A 16905-nucleotide genomic window follows, 5' to 3' on the forward strand; every position below is an offset into this window, starting at 1 on the left:
TTCTTGAGTGAGGAACAAAGCCAGTTCTCATTCAATGGTATTAATTGCCATAAAAACTCCTTAATTATTTTTTTCAACTTGGGAGGTGAAAACCTCCCTTTTAAATTTAAAGGTAGGTGATAGAAATAAACAGTGTAAGCCCTATAAAATCAAGGGAAAAAGTAAGGGAGATATGCAAGTTTTTAAAACTTACAAATGAAAGAAACTTCATTCTTTTTATGCTGGGTATTTATAGCGGTCTTAGAGTATCTGACATACTTAAGTTAAAAGCTAAAGATGTTACAGGTAAAAGCCATTTTATATTAAAAGAAGGAAAAACAGGTAAAACTCAAAAACTTATAATCTGTGATGAGCTTAAAAAAGAATTGAAATGGTACTGCAAAAATATGATGCCAGATGATTATATTATACCTTCAAGAGTTACAAAGGAAGGACGAAAAAAGCCTATTACAAGACAGAGAGCTTTTCAAATATTAAAAGAAGTTGCTATTGAATTTGAAGAAGATAATATTGCTTGCCATTCAATGAGGAAAACTTTTGGCTATCACTACTACAAAAATACAGGAGATATTGCCACACTACAAAAAATATTTAATCACTCAACACCTAGAGAAACCCTTATTTATATAGGAATTGAACAGGCTGAAAAGGATAAGGCTATGAAAAAATTCAAATATTAAAAAAATAACATTTACATATTGAGTAGAGGTGAAATTCAAAAATTAATGTTTTTAAAAAAGGCTAAAATAAAGGCTTTAAGGCTTATATATGAAATTGACACTATCTGTATTATGTAAAAGTTAAAAAGACAATATAAAGGCAAATATACAGTATTATACAAAGTTTTATTTAAGAAGTATGTTTTGTTGATTTATTCTAAGACTTTAAAAATCAATAAAAATACATATATAAGAAAGTGTAAAAAAGACTGTATAAAAATACAAGGTGGTGAAGTGGGAAACAAAAATGACAGATAAAAAGAAAAGATTTGTTGAGGAATATTTGATTGACCTTAATCAGACACAATCAGCTATACGTGCTGGGTATTCTCCTTTATCTGCTAAAGATACAGCAACAAGACTTATGAAAGATAAAGAGATTAAAAAAGCTATTGCACAGGCTATGGCAAAAAGAAGTGTAAGAACTGGCATAAGTCAAGACAGAGTTCTTGAAGAACTGGCAAAGATTGCTTTTGTAAATCCTTCTGATTTATTAGACTTTCAAAATGGCGGACTTTTAAAAACAGCAACAAGAGAAGATACAGCCTGTATATCATCTGTAAAGATAAAAGAATACTGTGGAGAAAATGGAAGTGGTTCTGAAAAGGAAATAGGTATGTATAACAAATTAAAAGCCTTGGAGCTTTTAGGAAAACACTTGGGAATGTTTGATGATAGGTTAAGAGATGTAGACAATACAATAAATATCAATATAAATGGTGATTTTGATGAATGTTGATTTAAACATCAATAGTACATATAAGCCTTATGTTGGAAGTTATAAAAACAGAGTTGAAGTTTATTATGGTGGAGCTGGCAGTGGTAAAAGCGTATTTATAGCACAAAAAATTATATTAAAAGCCCTTAAAGGTAAAAGAAAAATATTAGTTGTAAGGAAAGTACAAAGAACATTAAGGGAAAGTTGCTTTTCTCTTATTAAATCAATACTTAGTGATATGGGAATACTTAAGCGTTGTAAAGTCAATGAAACTAATTTAACTGTTAAATTACCCAATGGAAGTTTTTTTCTTTGTAGTGGTATTGATGACCCTGAAAAAATTAAATCAATAACAGATATTACTGATATATGGATTGAGGAAGCAACAGAGCTTAATGTTAATGACTATACACAGCTTGACTTAAGATTAAGAGCAAATTCACCCAATTTACAAATAATATTAAGTTTTAATCCTATAAGTAAAGCTAATTGGTGTTACTTAAATTTTTTTAAGGAAAATAAAAACAATGCTTTTATACTTCATACCACATATAAAGATAATAAATTTCTTCCTGATAGTTATATTGAGACTCTAAATAATATGAAAAAAACAAACTACGCTTATTACTGTATATATGCCCTTGGGAAGTTTGCTTCTTTGGATAAGAGAGTATATACAAATGTTGAGTTTATTGACTTTGATATAAATGGACTTATAAAAGAAAAGCGTTTCATTACAATAGCAGGTCTTGATTTTGGTTTTGTAAATGACACAACAGCTTTTATTGTGGCTTTGGTAGATACAAATAATAAAGAATTGTATGTAATAGATGAATACGGTGACACAGGTCTTGTTAATGAGGAGATAGCAAATATCATAATAGCAAAAGGCTATGGAAAAAACATAATAATTGCAGATAGTGCAGAGAAAAAGAGTATTGAAGAAATTAAAAGAGCAGGAGTTAGAAAAATAAAAGCCTGTGAAAAAGGTCAAGACAGTATTAATTATGGCATACAAAAATTACAGAACTATAAAATATATGTCCATTCAAAATGCCCTAAAACAAAAACAGAGTTTGAAAATTATACTTGGCAGAAAGACAAAAACACAAATGAGTATATTAATAAGCCCATAGATACATTTAATCATTTTATGGACGCTTTAAGATATGCAATACAGATTGTAGACAAAAGAAAAGGTATGGGGCAAATAGACAAAACACTTTTCGGCTTATAAGGAGGTGAAAGAGTGTATTACATTGATGAGGATAAAAGTATAAATTATTCTGACGCTGATTATTATATAAAGGCTTTTTGTAGTAGTGAGCTTAACCGATTGAAAAAACTTGATGATTACTATAAAAACAAAAATCAAAAAATAAGAATGAGAACTTTTGATGATAAATCTAAACCCAACAATAAACTGTATCATTCTTTCGCTGATTATATAGTAACAACAAATACAGCTGTATTTCTTGGTTCTCCTGTAACTTATTCAAGTGATACAAAGGATATTACAGAGTATTTAAACATACTTAATACAGCTGATGAAGAAGGAGAAAACATAAAAATAGCCACAGCCTGTGCAGAATATGGCTATGGAATACAGCTTTTATATTTAGATAAAGAAGGAGTATTAAAGTTTCATACTTTCGACAACAAAGAAGTTGTTCTTATTTATTCAAACAGTATTGAAAAAAATCTTATATATGCTGTTAGATTTTGGACAGTTACAACAGTAGACAATATTCAAACTAATTATGTTGAAATTTACAATAAAGAAAGTATAAGAAAATACAGAAACGGTTCTTTGATTGAAGAAACAGCAAATATATTTACTGATATTCCTATTGTGATATATGAAAACAACGATATTAGACGAGGGGACTTTGAGAATATTGTAAGTCTTATTGACGCTTATGACTATATAGAAAGCGACACAATAAACGAGCAGGACTATTTTAATAATGCTTATTTGTTTTTTAATACAGATTATGTTGATACAGAAGATATTAAAAAAATGAAAGAAAGCAGGGTTTTTTATGGTGAAAACTTAAACCCACAATTCATATTAAAACAAAGCTCTAACAATGAAGAAATAAAAAACAGAATTGTATCTGATATTCATAAACTTAGCTTTACACCTGATATGTCGGATAATAACTTTGCTAATAATGTTAGCGGTGTTGCTATGAGATACAAACTTTTAGGAACTCTTAACAATATTTCAAATAAACAAAGAAAGTTTAAAAAATCCATAAGACAAAGAAATAAATTAATATTTGAATATATGGAAATAAAAAGCCTTACTGTACCTGATGATATAAAAATTATATTTACTATTAACCTTCCTGAAAATGTTCTTGAAACAGCTCAAACAATAAATCAATTAAGAAATCTTGTTTCTGATGAAACATTACTAAGTCAAATTCCTTTTGTCACCGATGTAGATAAGGAAGTTGAAAGGGTAAAGGAAGCAAACAGTATTGATATATACGGCGGTGGTTTAGATGACTAATAAGGAATATTGGGAAAAGCGTTTAGGCGGTAATACATATAACAGTCAATCTAAGAAGGCGAAAAAAGAACTTTTAAAGCTATATAAAGAGCAGGCAGAATTGATTAAAAATGATATTTTAAATCTTTATTACAATATGATTTCAGATGACGGAATAAGCACTACAAACCTTTATAGATATGGGAGATTTAAAGAGCTTTTAAAAAGTATAGAAAATATTACAGGTCAAAGAGAAAATAAGGAAATAGCACTTATAACAAAAATACTTGAAGATACTTATATTTCAGTACTTGGAAAGCCTTCAAATATGGAAGGTGCTGTTGTTTGGAATTTAACCAATGATGAAAAAATGCTTGAAGTTATAAATGCAAATTTTAAAGGTGCAAACTTTAAAACACGTATACAAAGAAATAGAAGAAAATTTATAAATACACTTCAAAGAGAAATTTCATCTGCTGTGGCAGGCAGAACCACAATGGACAGAGTTATAGCAACTCTTATGGCAAGACACGGTGTAGCATACAATGAAGCCGACAGACTGGCAAGAACTGAAATTATGAGAACCATAAATCAAGGGCGAATTAATCAAGGTAAAGAGAAAGGCTATAAACTAGGCTACTATGCTTATATAGATGATGACAAACATTGTGATTTGTGTGCAAGACTGGCAGAGGAAACAAAGAAAAATCCTATCCCCCTTGAGGACCTTGAACCTATACATCACCCACGTTGTAGATGTGGAATAAGAATATTAACAAAACTTGAGATGAAGAAAAGAGGTATTGAAAATGGATAATGATATAGACCCAACAATAACAGACCCGACAGACCCAACAGTAACAGACCCAGCAGACCCCGAAGAAGGACAAAAGGGTCTTACTAAAGAAGATGTAACAAAACTTATAGCAGAAGCCTTAAAAGGCATTGAAAAAGATAAAAAGAAAAAAGGACTTGAAGGACTTGACGCAGAGCAGAGAAGACAGGCTGAAACAAGTCAAGCTATACAAGACTTACAAGAGGAACTTTCAAAATATAAGTTAGCTAATACAAAAGCTGAAATAAGCAAGGTTTTAAATTCAAGAGGACTTGACGCAGGTTTTGCAGATTTCATTGTGACAAGTGATGACGAGGAAGAATGTCTTGAGAAAATAAACAGCCTTGAAAAACTCTTTAAAAAAGCAGTTAAAAATGAAGTTGATAAAAGATTAAAAAATATTGGTGGGAAAATAAAAGGTTCTGAGGGTAGCACAGACTATGGAACTATTACAAAAGAACAGTTTAAAAAAATGTCTGTATCAGAGCAGAACGAAATTTTTAAAAATAATAAAGAATTATATATGGAACTTATAAAAAAATGAGGTGAATTTTTAAATGGCAATAACAGGATATGACAATATTGTAATTGAAAATAAAATGACTGATTTGGTCAATACAAAACTTGACGTTAGAAGCCTTTTTACTACTGATTATAGCCTTGCAGAAACAGCAGGTATGAAAAAGGTTATAAATAAGTATACATACACAGGTAAAGTTGAAAAACTTGCTAAAGGTGCAAAAAATACAACAAAAGGTGGAGTAACATTCGAACCAAAAGAATATGAAGTAAACAGATACCAGCAAACCTTTGTTTATAACGATATGGATATTATGAAAGACCCTTATCTTTTAGATGTTCTTACAAATGGTGCATCAACATTAATGTCAAATGAAATTAAAACTGAATATATGGAGGAAGTAGCTAAAATATCAAATAATTATCAGTATACAGCTTTTGGCTATTCAGCAGTTGTTGACGCTTTGGCAGACCTTAACAAAGAGGTTGAAGAAGATATGTTTGTTATTATGGGTAATGATTTAAGAGCATTAATAAGAAAAGATACTGATTTTATATCAAGTAAACAAGGAGAAATTCTTTATACTGGGCAGTTTGGCACAATATGTGGTTTACCTGTATTATTCAGTAAACTTGTACCAGCAGAAACAGCATATATAACAAAAAAGGACGCTGTAAGACTTTTTGTAAAAAAAGAAGGCTCTGTTGAGCAGGATAGAGATGTTGAAACCAAAGATAATACAGTTGTTTATGACCGTTATGGAGTTATGGCTCTTGTTGATGACACATATTCAGTTAAACTTACAAAACAGGCTGGATAATTAATTAATTTAGGAGGGCTGATTAATGGAAATTTTAGAACAGATAAAATTGTTATCAGGAAATACAAATGAGGCTTTAATCAGCCTTATTATTGATAAAACAATAATTGAAATATCTGATTATACAAATATCACTTTTGATGAAAACAATCAAAGCATGATAAATGTTCTTGTTGATATGGCAGTTGTAAAACTTAATAGATTTGGTACAGAGGGACTTTCTTCACAAAGTTATAGTGGAGTGTCTGAAAGTTATATTGATGAATACCCACACTATATATTAAAACAGCTTAATTCTATTAAATACAGCAAAAATAAAAAGTGGGGGATATTGTGATAAACAGACAGATGAAAACTTTTGAGTTATACGAAAAGAATTTTGAAAAAGACCAGTTTGGAATAAAAAATGAAAGTTGGGTTTATGTAGATGATATTCAGGTTGCTGTTAATTATTCAAATGTTACAGCTTTAAATGGTGATTTAGTGTATTTACAACACATATACAGAGGACTTACTAATTATAAGGGTTTTAACTTACATAAAAATTATAAATTAGTTGCGGACGATGAATTTTTTATAAATAACATAAACCAATTAACACGATACACTCAACTTGAACTGGAGATGATAGTTTGACAAATGACAGTATCACAGTAAATATTGATAATTTAATTGAAAATATACTTCCTGAAAGAATTATACAGGCTCTTGATGATGTTTGCATAACTCTTGTTCAAGAAGCACAGGAAAAGTGTCCCATAGGTGACGGAAGTGGGGAAAGAGGTCACATAAGAGAAAGTATTGACCATACAGTTACATATGAAAACGGTGTTTTTACAGGTCGTGTAGGCTCAAATAATGAAATTGCTATTTATGTACATGAAGGTACTGGACTTTATGCCATAGAAGGAAATGGACGAAAGGAAGTACCTTGGACATATCAAGATAGAAAAGGTAAGTGGCATAGCACAAAAGGTATGCACCCTAAACAATTTTTAAGGGAAGCTATAGAAGAAAACAGAGATTTTATACTTGAAAATTTTGAAGGGATTTTGACTAATGATTAAAAAAGTAACAGAGGATATTTCAAAAATATTAAATAGTACAGGCTATTCAGTAAATTATTATGGTGCTTGTATTGATGATTTAGACACTGTTGTATATACAATAATTCCACAAAGGGCGGATACTGTAAAGGAAGAATACAGGCTTGAAATTACAGCCATATCAAAGGACTTTGTAAAGGCTATGAATATACTTGATGATGTTAAAAAAGTAATACTCACAAAGGGTGATAAGCCTTTGACTGATAATATTTTGTCGGTAGTTCAATCAGGGGGAGGAAATATATACAACTATGGAACAGAAACACATCACTTTAAAGGATATTTTATATTAAGTGTTAAAAATAAAGAGGTGAATTTATAAAAATGGGTGAAAGAATTGTACTTGGTAGCGGAAAATTATACATTGATGAATTTACAGAAACAATTCCAGAAGATACAGCTATTGAAACAGAAGAAAAGCTCTTGGGACTTATACAGGGTGGAGCAACTCTTACGTATACACCAACATTCTATGAAGCTAAAGATGATTTGGGCATTGTTTCAAAGAAACTTATAACAGCAGAGGAAGCAGTGCTTAAAAGCGGTATTATGACTTGGAACGGTAATACTTTAGAAAAATTATGTAGTACAGCAAGAGCCACAGAGGAAGCACAACAGAAAACAAGAACTGTAAAAATAGGTGGTGCAGGTAATTATAACGGTAAAAAATATGTAATTCATTTTGTACATGAAGATAAAGTTGACGGAGATATAAGAGTTACCATTGTAGGCTCTAATGAAGCAGGTTTTGAGCTTGCTTTTGCAAAAGATAAAGAAACCGTTATAAATGCAGAGTTTAAAGGACAGCCCCATGATGATGAAGGAACTTTAATTATTTATAAAGAGAAGGACAACTCAATAACAGCATTAGAAGCATAAGGAGTGTTATATTTGATAGATTTAGGACAGCTTAAGAATAAGCATTACAGCATAAAACTTACAAATGGCAAGGTTTTGAGAATAAAACCACCTACAAGGGCTATGATGATAAATTTAATGGAAATGACAAAGGCTGATACAAAAACAGATGATGAAGCCTTTAATGAGCTTTACAGCCTACTTACTGATATTTTCAATAGAAATATAAATAAAATGCATTTTTCAAAAACAAAAATTGAAAATATGATTGAAGAACCTACAACAGCCCTTTATATATTAAAGGACTATTTACAATATAGCTTTGATATTATGGGGGAGTGATTTTCCCCCATATTCCACAAAATGAACCAACAGAAGAACAATATTTTTACGCTGAAACAGATGAATTAAAGTATATATCAGACTATACAGGACTTAATTTTAATGAAGTTTTAGAACTGGATTGTTATACATATAAAGTCCTTTTACGTGACGCTTATATATATAAAATGTCACAGTCAAAAGAGGGCAGAGAGTACCTTCAAGAGTGTTATTTATTACAGCAGACAGAACCTGACAGAAAAGCTCTCAGGAAAAAGTTTGGAGGTGATAGCTTATAGGTGCAGGAGTGAACCTTGGTTCTCTTTTTACAGATATTGTTGTAAATGGAACACAGGGCATAAGAGATTTACAAACATTCAGAAATGAAGCAAATCAGGCTGAAACTTCAAACACAAATTTAAAAACAAGTCTTTCAAATCTTGCAAAAGCCTTTGCTATTGGTGCAACTATAAAGAAAACAGTTGATACTATTGCAGATTGTGTTAAAAAAGCTGATGAGCTTAAACAGTCTTATAATACACTTCAAACTCAAACAGGTGCAACAGATGAGGAAATGAAAAGCCTTGAACAGAGTCTTAAAAATATATATGCTAATAATTTTGGTGAAAGTTTTGAAGATATTGCACAGGCTATGGCAGAGATTAAAAATCAGACAGGACTAACAGGTGAAGAACTTGAAAAAACCACTCAAAAGGCTATTGCATTAAGAGATACATTCGGCTTTGAAGTGCAGGAAAGCACAAGAACAGCTGATATGATGATGAAACAGTTTGGATTGACCAGTGAACAAGCCTTCAACCTTATAGCACAGGGAAGTCAAGCAGGTTTGGACAAAAACGGAAATCTTTTGGACAGTATAAATGAGTATTCAGTACATTTTAGTCAATTAGGCTTTAGTGCCGAAGATATGTTTAATATGATTAAAAACGGTGCTGAAAGCGGTGTATTTGATATTGATAAACTTGGGGACGCTTTAAAGGAGTTTGGTATAAAAGCCAAAGACGGAAGCGACACAACAGTTTTAGCCTTTGAAAAACTTGGATTTAATGCTGATGAAATGCAAGTTAAGTTTGCCGAAGGCGGAGAGAGTGCCAATGAAGCCTTTAGACAAGTAGCGGAAGCATTAAACAACTGTGATGATGAGGTTGTAAAAAATACAGTTGGTGTAAATCTTTTCGGTACTATGTGGGAAGATATGGGACAAAGTGCTGTAAATGCCCTTACAAATACAAATGGAGAGTTTGACCGCACAAAGTCCACCATGGAAGAAATAAACAATATTAAATATGATAGCTTAGAAAGTGCATTTACAGGCATAGGGCGACAACTTGAAGTAGGTATTGCAATTCCAATAGGAGAAAAACTACTTCCTAAACTTAATGAGTTTGCTAACTGGGTAAATGAAAATATGCCTACAATACAAAGTGTAGCTGATGATGTATTTAATGGTATTGGTAACGCTGTAAATTTTGTTACTGATAATCTTAATATTATAATTCCTGTACTTGGTGGAGCTGTGGCAGGTTTTGTTGCCTTTCAGATAATAAGTACAATAGTTCCTTTGTTTATGTCATTTAAAACAGTTTTAACAGGAGTTACAACAGCACAGGGACTTTTAAACGCAGTTATGACAGCTAACCCCTTTGGAGCAATAGCAACACTTATAGGACTTCTTGTTTCAGCAGGTATTGCCCTTTATATGAATTGGGATACTGTAAAGGCTAAAGCTCAAGAGTTATTTACAAAACTTTCAGAGGTTTGGAATAATATAAAAACAACAGTTTCAACTAAAGTTGAAGAAATAAAAACAAGTGTATCAAATACATTCAGTAATATAAAAGAAACTATGCTTAACATAGGAAAAAACATAGTAGAAGGTTTGTGGAATGGTATTACAGGAGCTAAAGACTGGCTACTTGAAAAAGTTGGAGGATTAGGAGAAAGTGTAATTTCCAAAATAAAAGGAGTATTTGATATTCGTTCTCCGTCACATAGAATGGAGAATGAAGTTGGAGTTATGCTTCCACAAGGTATAGCTAAAGGTGTTGAAAAAGGAAAGGGCTACGCTTTAAAAGCTATTGAAAATCTTGGTAATCTTATAATGGAAAAAACAAAGACACTTAATAATAAGATAGCTGAAATTGAGGAAAATGCACAAAAGCGACAAGCTGAAAAGACAGCCAAAGAACGTGAAAAACAAATACAAGATTTATACGAACAGTTAGCTAAAGCAGAAGCAGAGGAAAAAGAAAATATACTTGAACAAATTTCTAACTTAGAGGAACAGTGGAACGAAGAACGTATCAAGGAACAAGAAGAAGCGGAAAAAGAGCTACTTCAAAGTCAAATTGAAAATCTTGAAAATTTTAAGAAAGAATATGAAGCTACTATTGATGATATAAAACAAGAATATGAAGACGCTGTTGATGATATTATTGATAAGCAAGATAAAATGAGTGAAAACCTTTCTGACTTTGATTTGTTTGATACGGAAGAAGATGAGGAAGGGAACATACAGTATAAAATAGAAAATCTTGAGGATTATATATCAAAATTAGATAAATATTCTGAAACAATGGATAAATTAAAGGAGAAAAATATTTCAGAAGATTTAATGGCTGAAATAGCTGATATGGATATTGATGACGCTATTGGTTATGCTGATAAACTTTTAAAAATGTCTGATGAAGATTTTGAAAATTATATAGCTTTATGGGACGAAAAACAGAAAAAAAGCAAAGAAATAGCAGAAAAATTCTATAAAGAAGAACTGGAAACATTATCAGTAGATTTTAATAAAAACTTAGATGATGAATTAAGTGTAATAAAGGAAACTACTTTTGAAGTTGGAGCTGATAGTATAACTGCTATGATAGACGGACTTGAAGATAATGAAGATAGTTTATATTTAAAGGCAAGAGATATAGCAGACAATATAAAAAGTATAATAAAATCAGCTTATGGTTCTTCAAATGATGAAGATAATGGAAGTCATAGAACAGGGCTTCGTGAAGTTCCTTTTGACGGTTACAGAGCTATTTTACATAAAGGCGAAAGAGTTTTAACACAGCCAGAAGCTGACCGTTATAATTCAAAAACAGAAAACATTAAACAAGGTGATATTAATATTTATATTGATAAAGTAGAAAACAGTAACGACAGAAGCATAAAAGACTTTTTAAGAGAAGTTGAATTTATAAGAAAGTCTAAAGACAAAGCCACAGGAGGTGCATAATGCAATATCAGTATTTTGTTTTTAATGGTATAAATTCTCTTGATATGGGAGTTGTAATGCTGAAAGCACCACCTATTATAAAACCTGAAAAACGTGTCAAAGAAATTAAAATTGAAGGGCGAAACGGTGTATTACATGAGGATACGGGAGTTTATGAAAATTATACAAAGGAAATTGAATGTATATTACTTGATAAAAACCGTATAAATGAGGTTTATGCTTGGCTTAATGGTTATGGTGAAGTTATATTCTCCAGTGAAAAAGATTTTGTTTATAGGGCATTTATTAAAAATCAGATACCTATAAACAATATTCTTTTAAATATAAATGATTTTCTAATACAGTTTGATGTGTACCCTTTAAAGTACAGTGTAAATAAGACTGATGACTTTTTAGTAATTACAGAAGATACGGAAATATATAACAAAGGTACAGAAAAAAGTGAGCCTGTTATAACTGTATATGGTAGCGGTGATATTACACTTTTTGTAAATGATAATGAGTATGTTTTGGAAGGTATAGAGGACTATATCACAATAGATAGTTCAAATATGGAAGTATACAAAGATAGTGTGGAATTAAACAGCCAAAATAATAAGTATAAAAGTAGGGATTTTCCTGTGTTTAATATAGGTTTTAACAGTATTTCATTTAGTAGAAATGTTTCAAAAATTGAAATAGAGCCTGAATGGAGGTGGATTTGATTTGCAGGTTTACAACAAAGTTACTATTGATGTTAAAAGGAAATTCAACGATATTATTACAGCAAAACAAAATGACACTAAAAGCAGATATCTTGATGTTATTCTTGTTGACAATGGTGTTATTTTAGACCTTACAGGGCATGAGGTAAGAATATATGGAAGAAAGGCAGACGGTAAAGAGTTTTACAATGAGGGAGTTATAACAGACTCTAAAAAAGGCAGATGTCAATTTGAACTTACAACACAGGCTCTTGCCCTTGCACAGGATTTGTCTGTTGAGATAGTTATTTTTAAGGATAATACTGAAATTCTTTCAACTTTGCCTTTTACAATTCACGTTGTTAAAAGTCTTATGTCTGATAATACTGTTGAAAGTAGTAACGAATACGGTGCTTTGGTTGTTCTCTATCAAAATTTATATGAAGCCTATGCACTTATGACAGAAATGGTTGAAAAAATAGGAACACCAGGGGAAAAGGCTCAAGAGTTAAACTTAAATACTATGTTTCAGGTTTGGGACTGGCTTGTTGAGTATATGGAGGAAAATTCAACAGCTAATGTTGTTAATACTGTAAATGGTATTGATAGTAAAATTGGGACGAGTGAAGACAGTAGGACAGATACGGTTTTTGGGAAAATCAATAACGGATTTAAAAAATATTATTCAATTTCTAGTGATAATATTAAATTTAAAATAATTGAAAATCAAAATTTAAAAATTACACATATAACAGGACTAGGAACTTATAAGAAAATATATTTTGACCTATTTTCTCAACCATTAAAAAGTGGCTCTTTTAAAATAAGAATAAAATATAAATTAAAATTTGAAGAAGCTCACGAAACATATAATCAATGTGTTTTTAATTTTTATGATGTTGGTTTTGTAAACAGTACTAATAAACATTCTTTTGTTGGTATTTATTCAAATCAACCTACTGGAACAATTACAGATAGTACAGATAGAGACGAGCCTGGAATATCCTTAGGTGGAAAAAGTATAAAAGCAACAACAACTGAAGAAGTTAGTGGTTTTTCGGATTTTACACTATTTTCAATAAAAAATTATATTCCTAGTTTAATTTTAAGAATATCTTTTAATAATACAGCCAAAAATGGCTATGTAATTATAGAGGATATTTCAATTTGTTATGACAAGGTGACAGAATAATGCTAGTTTATATTAACGAAAACGGAAAAATAACAGCCTATAACACCATAATTTCGAAATCTGAAAGTCAAAAATATTTACAAAAAAATTACTGTATATGGATTGATGAAGAAATAGACTACACACAATCCAAAGAAGGCTATCAGACAGTAATGTATCTTGACGAGAATAATACAATACGATATGAGTTTGAAAAGCCTGGAATTACTGAACTTGAACCGACACAACTTGATATTATACAAGAACAACAACTTATTATTATGACAGCACAAGCCGACCAGTACGAGCAAAATTTAGAAAATAGATTAAACGACATGGAAGTACAAGCAACACTTTATGAAGCTATATTGGAGTTAGGAGGTAATATTTAATGTTAGAGCTGTATTTTAATCTTGTTATAAATAAAAAGCGAACTTGTGATGATACAAACAAAGATATAACACTTGTTCCTGTTACCTACAGAGCTGAAGTTATAAACCTTCTTGCCAAAAGAGGGTATGATTTAGATGGTAATAAGATTTAATAAAGAAATGACTAAAAAATTAGATTTATACATTGATGAGGTATGTCTGGCAGACTATAGATTTTAATTAATTGAAAAGGAGAGATTATTTATGAGAATTATTTATAAAGAAGCAGGAAAAGAGTATACATCAAAAGACAGCAAAAAGAATTATTTATATAAAACAGATGATAATGTTATGCATGGAACTGATGGAGCAAAATTTGCCCTTGAATATGGCGATGGAAAAGCTATTGAAGTTGATGAACATGAAATTGAAGTGGCTAACGGATACCCACAGTATGAAGGCGATAGCATTATTATTCATGGTGTAAAAGATAATGGTCTTGTAGTTCAGTATGGAGATACAAAAGACAGTAGAGGATATAAGACAATTCCTTGTAATACTCCTGTTTTAATCAAATTAGCAGAAGCATATAAAATGCTTTAATCATTTTTAGGATACGGAGGTGTTAAATTATGGACCTATATTTTGATGTGTCCGGAGCCTCTATTATTGCCACTAATCAACAACTGTTAGTGGCAGATAGCAATAATTACATAACACTTCATTTTAATTTTTTAACAGATGAGTGGAACGAAGGTGAGAAGACTGTATATGTCGGCAACTATCCAATAATTCTAACTGATACTAATAAATGTTATTTGCCTATGCTAAAAAAGGGCAGCTATAACGTAGGTGTTGGGATTGTAAAATCTGATGATACTGTTATATACACAAATAAAGCCACTATACGACTTAATGAGTCCATTAAACCCAAAAGCATGGGGGAGATAGAAGCTCCAGGAGTATATGAGCAGATAATGGATAGAATTAATACTGTTGTTGAGGTTGAGTTCCCAGAACAGATTGAACAGAGTTTAGCAGATTACTTTGCCGCTAATCCATCAAAAGGCGTGTTCTATCCTAATGTATCTGCTACGGGAGTATTATCCTGGAGCAATAATAGTGGATTGCCTAATCCAGAACCTGTAAATATTAGTGGACCTGTCGGACCACAGGGACCAACTGGTCAAAGAGGTCCTCAGGGTCTGCAAGGTCCGCAAGGTTCTCAAGGACCGCAAGGAGAAGTGGGACCAACCGGACCGCAGGGCGAACAAGGACCTATGGGACCACAGGGAGACACCGGACCACAGGGTGAAACGGGAGCAACGGGACCAACAGGACCAACAGGTCAGAGTGCAACAATCACAGGTGCAACAGCGACTGTTGACGATACAACAGGAACACCGGCAGTTAATGTTGTAGTAGGTGGAACAGAATTGGCCCGTAGTTTTCAGTTTAATTTTACAGGTTTAAAGGGGAAAACACCTGTTAAAGGCACTGATTATTTTACTGAAACCGATAAACAGGAAATTGTGCAAGATGTTCTTAATGCGATACCCAATGGAGATGAGGTGGGTTATTAATGGGAATAGTAACTACTGATTATAAAAATTACAAAGATATTGCTGAAGCTATTCGAGGGAAAACAGGCAAAACTGATTTATTACTGCCGTCAGAAATGGCGGGTGAAATAAGTGGTATTACTGGCGGCGGTGAGAGTGTAGATTATTCATTATTTGCATGGAAAAGACCGTCTACATGGATACCATTACCCGAACACGATACTGCAAAAGATGAAATATTCATGGTAATGTCTGTACCTGACGAAGGTAGTTTTTATGCATTTACAGTCAACACACATTTTACAGTTTCGTGGGGCGATACCGAAAACACAACACAATCATTTCAAGCTAACGAGATAGCCAAGTTTGAATTTACTGTTAACAATGTAGCGGAAACGTATTTTGATAATACAACTGGTAATAGACAGGCGTTAATTATAGTACAGGCTGAAAAAGGAACAATTACAAACGTAACATTAAATAGCGATGACGCAGACCACCCTGATTACATCATAAATATAAATGAAATTATATCGTATTTAGTAACTGTAAATAATTTTACTTGGAAGTCGTTAAGATACACAAAACTAATCAGTTTTGAATTGTATGGAAAAATAATGTTTACATCTCTACGATATTTTTTAGAAACTAATACCGTTAGAAATGTAATAATTCCTGAAACAAATTTAGTGACAGACGTACGTAGTTTTTATACTAACAACACAGAATTTCTTAAATTAAATTTAGAAAATTGTACGGAACTCAGTGTAAACGGTTCAAATTTATATTATGTTGATTTTGGCACTATAAATGACGAATGTAATGTTGTAATAAATTATAAGGGTAATGTTAGAATTGTCTCTGTACCTGAAATAGACATCAAGAACAAGACAAATTTACAAGATTATATCGGTCAATCTAATATTAAATCTGTTGATTTTAAAAATGGTTCTGTTTCTAATGTTAACAATATATCATGGTTTGCCTACAATAGTAAAATGTTGGAAGATGTTACACCTTTTAAAGTTACTGATTGTAACTGTGCTAATGCATTTACTAATTGTTCTAAATTACTAATATCACCAATTTGGGGTACAACAACAAATGCCACATCATTATTTTCTGGCTGTGAAAAAATGTGGAAAATGCAAGAATTAGATTTTTCAAAATCAACAAATAATACTAACGCATTTAATAATTGTAAATCATTAAAAAAAGTCAATATTGTTAAAGGTAGTATCAATAAGTCAATTAGTTTCTCGAACTGTACAGCATTTACAGCTGAAGAATTAAACAGAATTTTTGGTTATTGCTTGGCAGACCTAACGGGTCAAGAACCACAAACTATCACTATTACAGGTGCAGGTGGAGCGTCTGAATGTGATGTAAGTATAGCACAGTCCAAAAACTGGACTGTGGTACGATAGGGGGGATTAAATGACACTAGTTGCAGATGAAGGAAAAGTTT

Annotated in this window: 22 protein-coding genes; all 22 read left to right on the plus strand. The window is 31.6% G+C overall.

Translation table 11 applies throughout. The features are described from left to right. Positions 1 to 116: 116 nt before the first annotated feature. The 22 genes from B5E58_RS09045 to B5E58_RS09145 all read left to right on the plus strand — a co-directional run bounded on the left by B5E58_RS09045 (position 117) and on the right by B5E58_RS09145 (position 16864). Entirely contained in the window at positions 117 to 680 is a 564-nt protein-coding gene (locus B5E58_RS09045; protein WP_330395631.1) for a site-specific integrase, read from the plus strand. 268 nt (positions 681 to 948) lie between these two features. After that, positions 949 to 1458 carry a terminase small subunit gene (locus tag B5E58_RS09050; protein WP_242956638.1) on the plus strand — a complete coding sequence of 170 codons (510 nt, stop codon included), beginning with the start codon at positions 949 to 951 and terminating at the stop codon, positions 1456 to 1458. Then, entirely contained in the window at positions 1448 to 2674 is a 1227-nt protein-coding gene (locus tag B5E58_RS09055; RefSeq protein WP_242956641.1) for a PBSX family phage terminase large subunit, read from the plus strand. The genes B5E58_RS09050 and B5E58_RS09055 overlap by 11 nt, the downstream gene beginning before the upstream one ends. Positions 2675 to 2686: 12 nt before the next feature. Then, on the plus strand, positions 2687 to 3955 hold the full coding sequence (locus tag B5E58_RS09060) for a phage portal protein (protein WP_088109350.1): 1269 nt from the start codon (positions 2687 to 2689) through the stop codon (positions 3953 to 3955). After that, positions 3948 to 4751, plus strand: a complete 804-nt coding sequence (locus tag B5E58_RS09065) for a phage minor head protein (protein ID WP_088109351.1) — start codon at positions 3948 to 3950, stop codon at positions 4749 to 4751. Before B5E58_RS09060 ends, B5E58_RS09065 begins: the two co-directional genes overlap by 8 nt. After that, positions 4744 to 5313 carry a capsid assembly scaffolding protein Gp46 family protein gene (locus tag B5E58_RS09070; protein WP_088109352.1) on the plus strand — a complete coding sequence of 190 codons (570 nt, stop codon included), beginning with the start codon at positions 4744 to 4746 and terminating at the stop codon, positions 5311 to 5313. Before B5E58_RS09065 ends, B5E58_RS09070 begins: the two co-directional genes overlap by 8 nt. A gap of 13 nt (positions 5314 to 5326) precedes the next feature. Continuing rightward, positions 5327 to 6109: a phage major capsid protein gene (locus tag B5E58_RS09075; protein WP_088109353.1), complete on the plus strand. Its 783-nt coding sequence runs from the start codon at positions 5327 to 5329 to the stop codon at positions 6107 to 6109. Between the two features lie 25 nt (positions 6110 to 6134). Further along, positions 6135 to 6446, plus strand: coding sequence for a phage head-tail connector protein (locus B5E58_RS09080; RefSeq protein ID WP_088109354.1), 312 nt, complete (start codon positions 6135 to 6137; stop codon positions 6444 to 6446). Beyond that, entirely contained in the window at positions 6443 to 6745 is a 303-nt protein-coding gene (locus B5E58_RS09085; protein WP_088109355.1) for a hypothetical protein, read from the plus strand. The genes B5E58_RS09080 and B5E58_RS09085 overlap by 4 nt, the downstream gene beginning before the upstream one ends. Then, complete coding sequence (locus B5E58_RS09090; protein ID WP_088109356.1) at positions 6742 to 7176, plus strand: hypothetical protein; 435 nt, start codon at positions 6742 to 6744, stop codon at positions 7174 to 7176. Before B5E58_RS09085 ends, B5E58_RS09090 begins: the two co-directional genes overlap by 4 nt. Then, complete coding sequence (locus B5E58_RS09095; RefSeq protein ID WP_088109357.1) at positions 7169 to 7537, plus strand: hypothetical protein; 369 nt, start codon at positions 7169 to 7171, stop codon at positions 7535 to 7537. Before B5E58_RS09090 ends, B5E58_RS09095 begins: the two co-directional genes overlap by 8 nt. A gap of 2 nt (positions 7538 to 7539) precedes the next feature. Beyond that, the gene (locus B5E58_RS09100) at positions 7540 to 8094 is read left to right on the plus strand and encodes a hypothetical protein (protein ID WP_088109358.1); all 555 of its coding nucleotides are present in this window, start codon (positions 7540 to 7542) and stop codon (positions 8092 to 8094) included. Positions 8095 to 8106: 12 nt separating this feature from the next. Continuing rightward, the gene (locus B5E58_RS09105) at positions 8107 to 8415 is read left to right on the plus strand and encodes a hypothetical protein (protein ID WP_088109359.1); all 309 of its coding nucleotides are present in this window, start codon (positions 8107 to 8109) and stop codon (positions 8413 to 8415) included. Continuing rightward, the gene (locus tag B5E58_RS09110) at positions 8412 to 8693 is read left to right on the plus strand and encodes a hypothetical protein (protein WP_242956639.1); all 282 of its coding nucleotides are present in this window, start codon (positions 8412 to 8414) and stop codon (positions 8691 to 8693) included. The genes B5E58_RS09105 and B5E58_RS09110 overlap by 4 nt, the downstream gene beginning before the upstream one ends. Positions 8694 to 8701: 8 nt before the next feature. Next, positions 8702 to 11650, plus strand: a complete 2949-nt coding sequence (locus B5E58_RS09115; protein WP_158097718.1) for a phage tail tape measure protein — start codon at positions 8702 to 8704, stop codon at positions 11648 to 11650. After that, positions 11650 to 12354 (plus strand): phage tail domain-containing protein, encoded by a 705-nt coding sequence (locus B5E58_RS09120; protein ID WP_088109361.1) that lies wholly within the window; start codon positions 11650 to 11652, stop codon positions 12352 to 12354. The genes B5E58_RS09115 and B5E58_RS09120 overlap by 1 nt, the downstream gene beginning before the upstream one ends. Position 12355: 1 nt before the next feature. After that, the gene (locus B5E58_RS09125; protein ID WP_158097719.1) at positions 12356 to 13525 is read left to right on the plus strand and encodes a BppU family phage baseplate upper protein; all 1170 of its coding nucleotides are present in this window, start codon (positions 12356 to 12358) and stop codon (positions 13523 to 13525) included. Continuing rightward, the gene (locus B5E58_RS09130) at positions 13525 to 13896 is read left to right on the plus strand and encodes a hypothetical protein (protein ID WP_088109363.1); all 372 of its coding nucleotides are present in this window, start codon (positions 13525 to 13527) and stop codon (positions 13894 to 13896) included. Before B5E58_RS09125 ends, B5E58_RS09130 begins: the two co-directional genes overlap by 1 nt. Beyond that, positions 13896 to 14048 (plus strand): CD1375 family protein, encoded by a 153-nt coding sequence (locus B5E58_RS13465; RefSeq protein WP_158097720.1) that lies wholly within the window; start codon positions 13896 to 13898, stop codon positions 14046 to 14048. Before B5E58_RS09130 ends, B5E58_RS13465 begins: the two co-directional genes overlap by 1 nt. 91 nt (positions 14049 to 14139) lie before the next feature. Beyond that, positions 14140 to 14478, plus strand: a complete 339-nt coding sequence (locus B5E58_RS09135) for a hypothetical protein (protein ID WP_088109364.1) — start codon at positions 14140 to 14142, stop codon at positions 14476 to 14478. Between the two features lie 89 nt (positions 14479 to 14567). After that, the gene (locus B5E58_RS13890) at positions 14568 to 15458 is read left to right on the plus strand and encodes a hypothetical protein (protein ID WP_275532723.1); all 891 of its coding nucleotides are present in this window, start codon (positions 14568 to 14570) and stop codon (positions 15456 to 15458) included. Next, positions 15458 to 16864: a hypothetical protein gene (locus tag B5E58_RS09145; protein ID WP_088109365.1), complete on the plus strand. Its 1407-nt coding sequence runs from the start codon at positions 15458 to 15460 to the stop codon at positions 16862 to 16864. The genes B5E58_RS13890 and B5E58_RS09145 overlap by 1 nt, the downstream gene beginning before the upstream one ends. The last annotated feature ends 41 nt before the right edge of the window (positions 16865 to 16905 follow it).

The organism is Tyzzerella sp. An114 (assembly GCF_002161055.1).
In the GTDB taxonomy this organism is placed as follows: Bacteria; Bacillota; Clostridia; order Lachnospirales; family Anaerotignaceae; genus Fimicola; species Fimicola cottocaccae.

Coding starts and splice junctions, on each gene's coding strand:
- B5E58_RS09055 (WP_242956641.1), top strand. CDS start 1,448: ATGAATGTTGATTTAAACATCAATAGTACATATAAGCCTTATGTTGGA.
- B5E58_RS09065 (WP_088109351.1), top strand. CDS start 3,948: ATGACTAATAAGGAATATTGGGAAAAGCGTTTAGGCGGTAATACATAT.
- B5E58_RS09070 (WP_088109352.1), top strand. CDS start 4,744: ATGGATAATGATATAGACCCAACAATAACAGACCCGACAGACCCAACA.
- B5E58_RS09075 (WP_088109353.1), top strand. CDS start 5,327: ATGGCAATAACAGGATATGACAATATTGTAATTGAAAATAAAATGACT.
- B5E58_RS09080 (WP_088109354.1), top strand. CDS start 6,135: ATGGAAATTTTAGAACAGATAAAATTGTTATCAGGAAATACAAATGAG.
- B5E58_RS09095 (WP_088109357.1), top strand. CDS start 7,169: ATGATTAAAAAAGTAACAGAGGATATTTCAAAAATATTAAATAGTACA.
- B5E58_RS09100 (WP_088109358.1), top strand. CDS start 7,540: ATGGGTGAAAGAATTGTACTTGGTAGCGGAAAATTATACATTGATGAA.
- B5E58_RS09120 (WP_088109361.1), top strand. CDS start 11,650: ATGCAATATCAGTATTTTGTTTTTAATGGTATAAATTCTCTTGATATG.
- B5E58_RS09130 (WP_088109363.1), top strand. CDS start 13,525: ATGCTAGTTTATATTAACGAAAACGGAAAAATAACAGCCTATAACACC.
- B5E58_RS13465 (WP_158097720.1), top strand. CDS start 13,896: ATGTTAGAGCTGTATTTTAATCTTGTTATAAATAAAAAGCGAACTTGT.
- B5E58_RS09135 (WP_088109364.1), top strand. CDS start 14,140: ATGAGAATTATTTATAAAGAAGCAGGAAAAGAGTATACATCAAAAGAC.
- B5E58_RS09145 (WP_088109365.1), top strand. CDS start 15,458: ATGGGAATAGTAACTACTGATTATAAAAATTACAAAGATATTGCTGAA.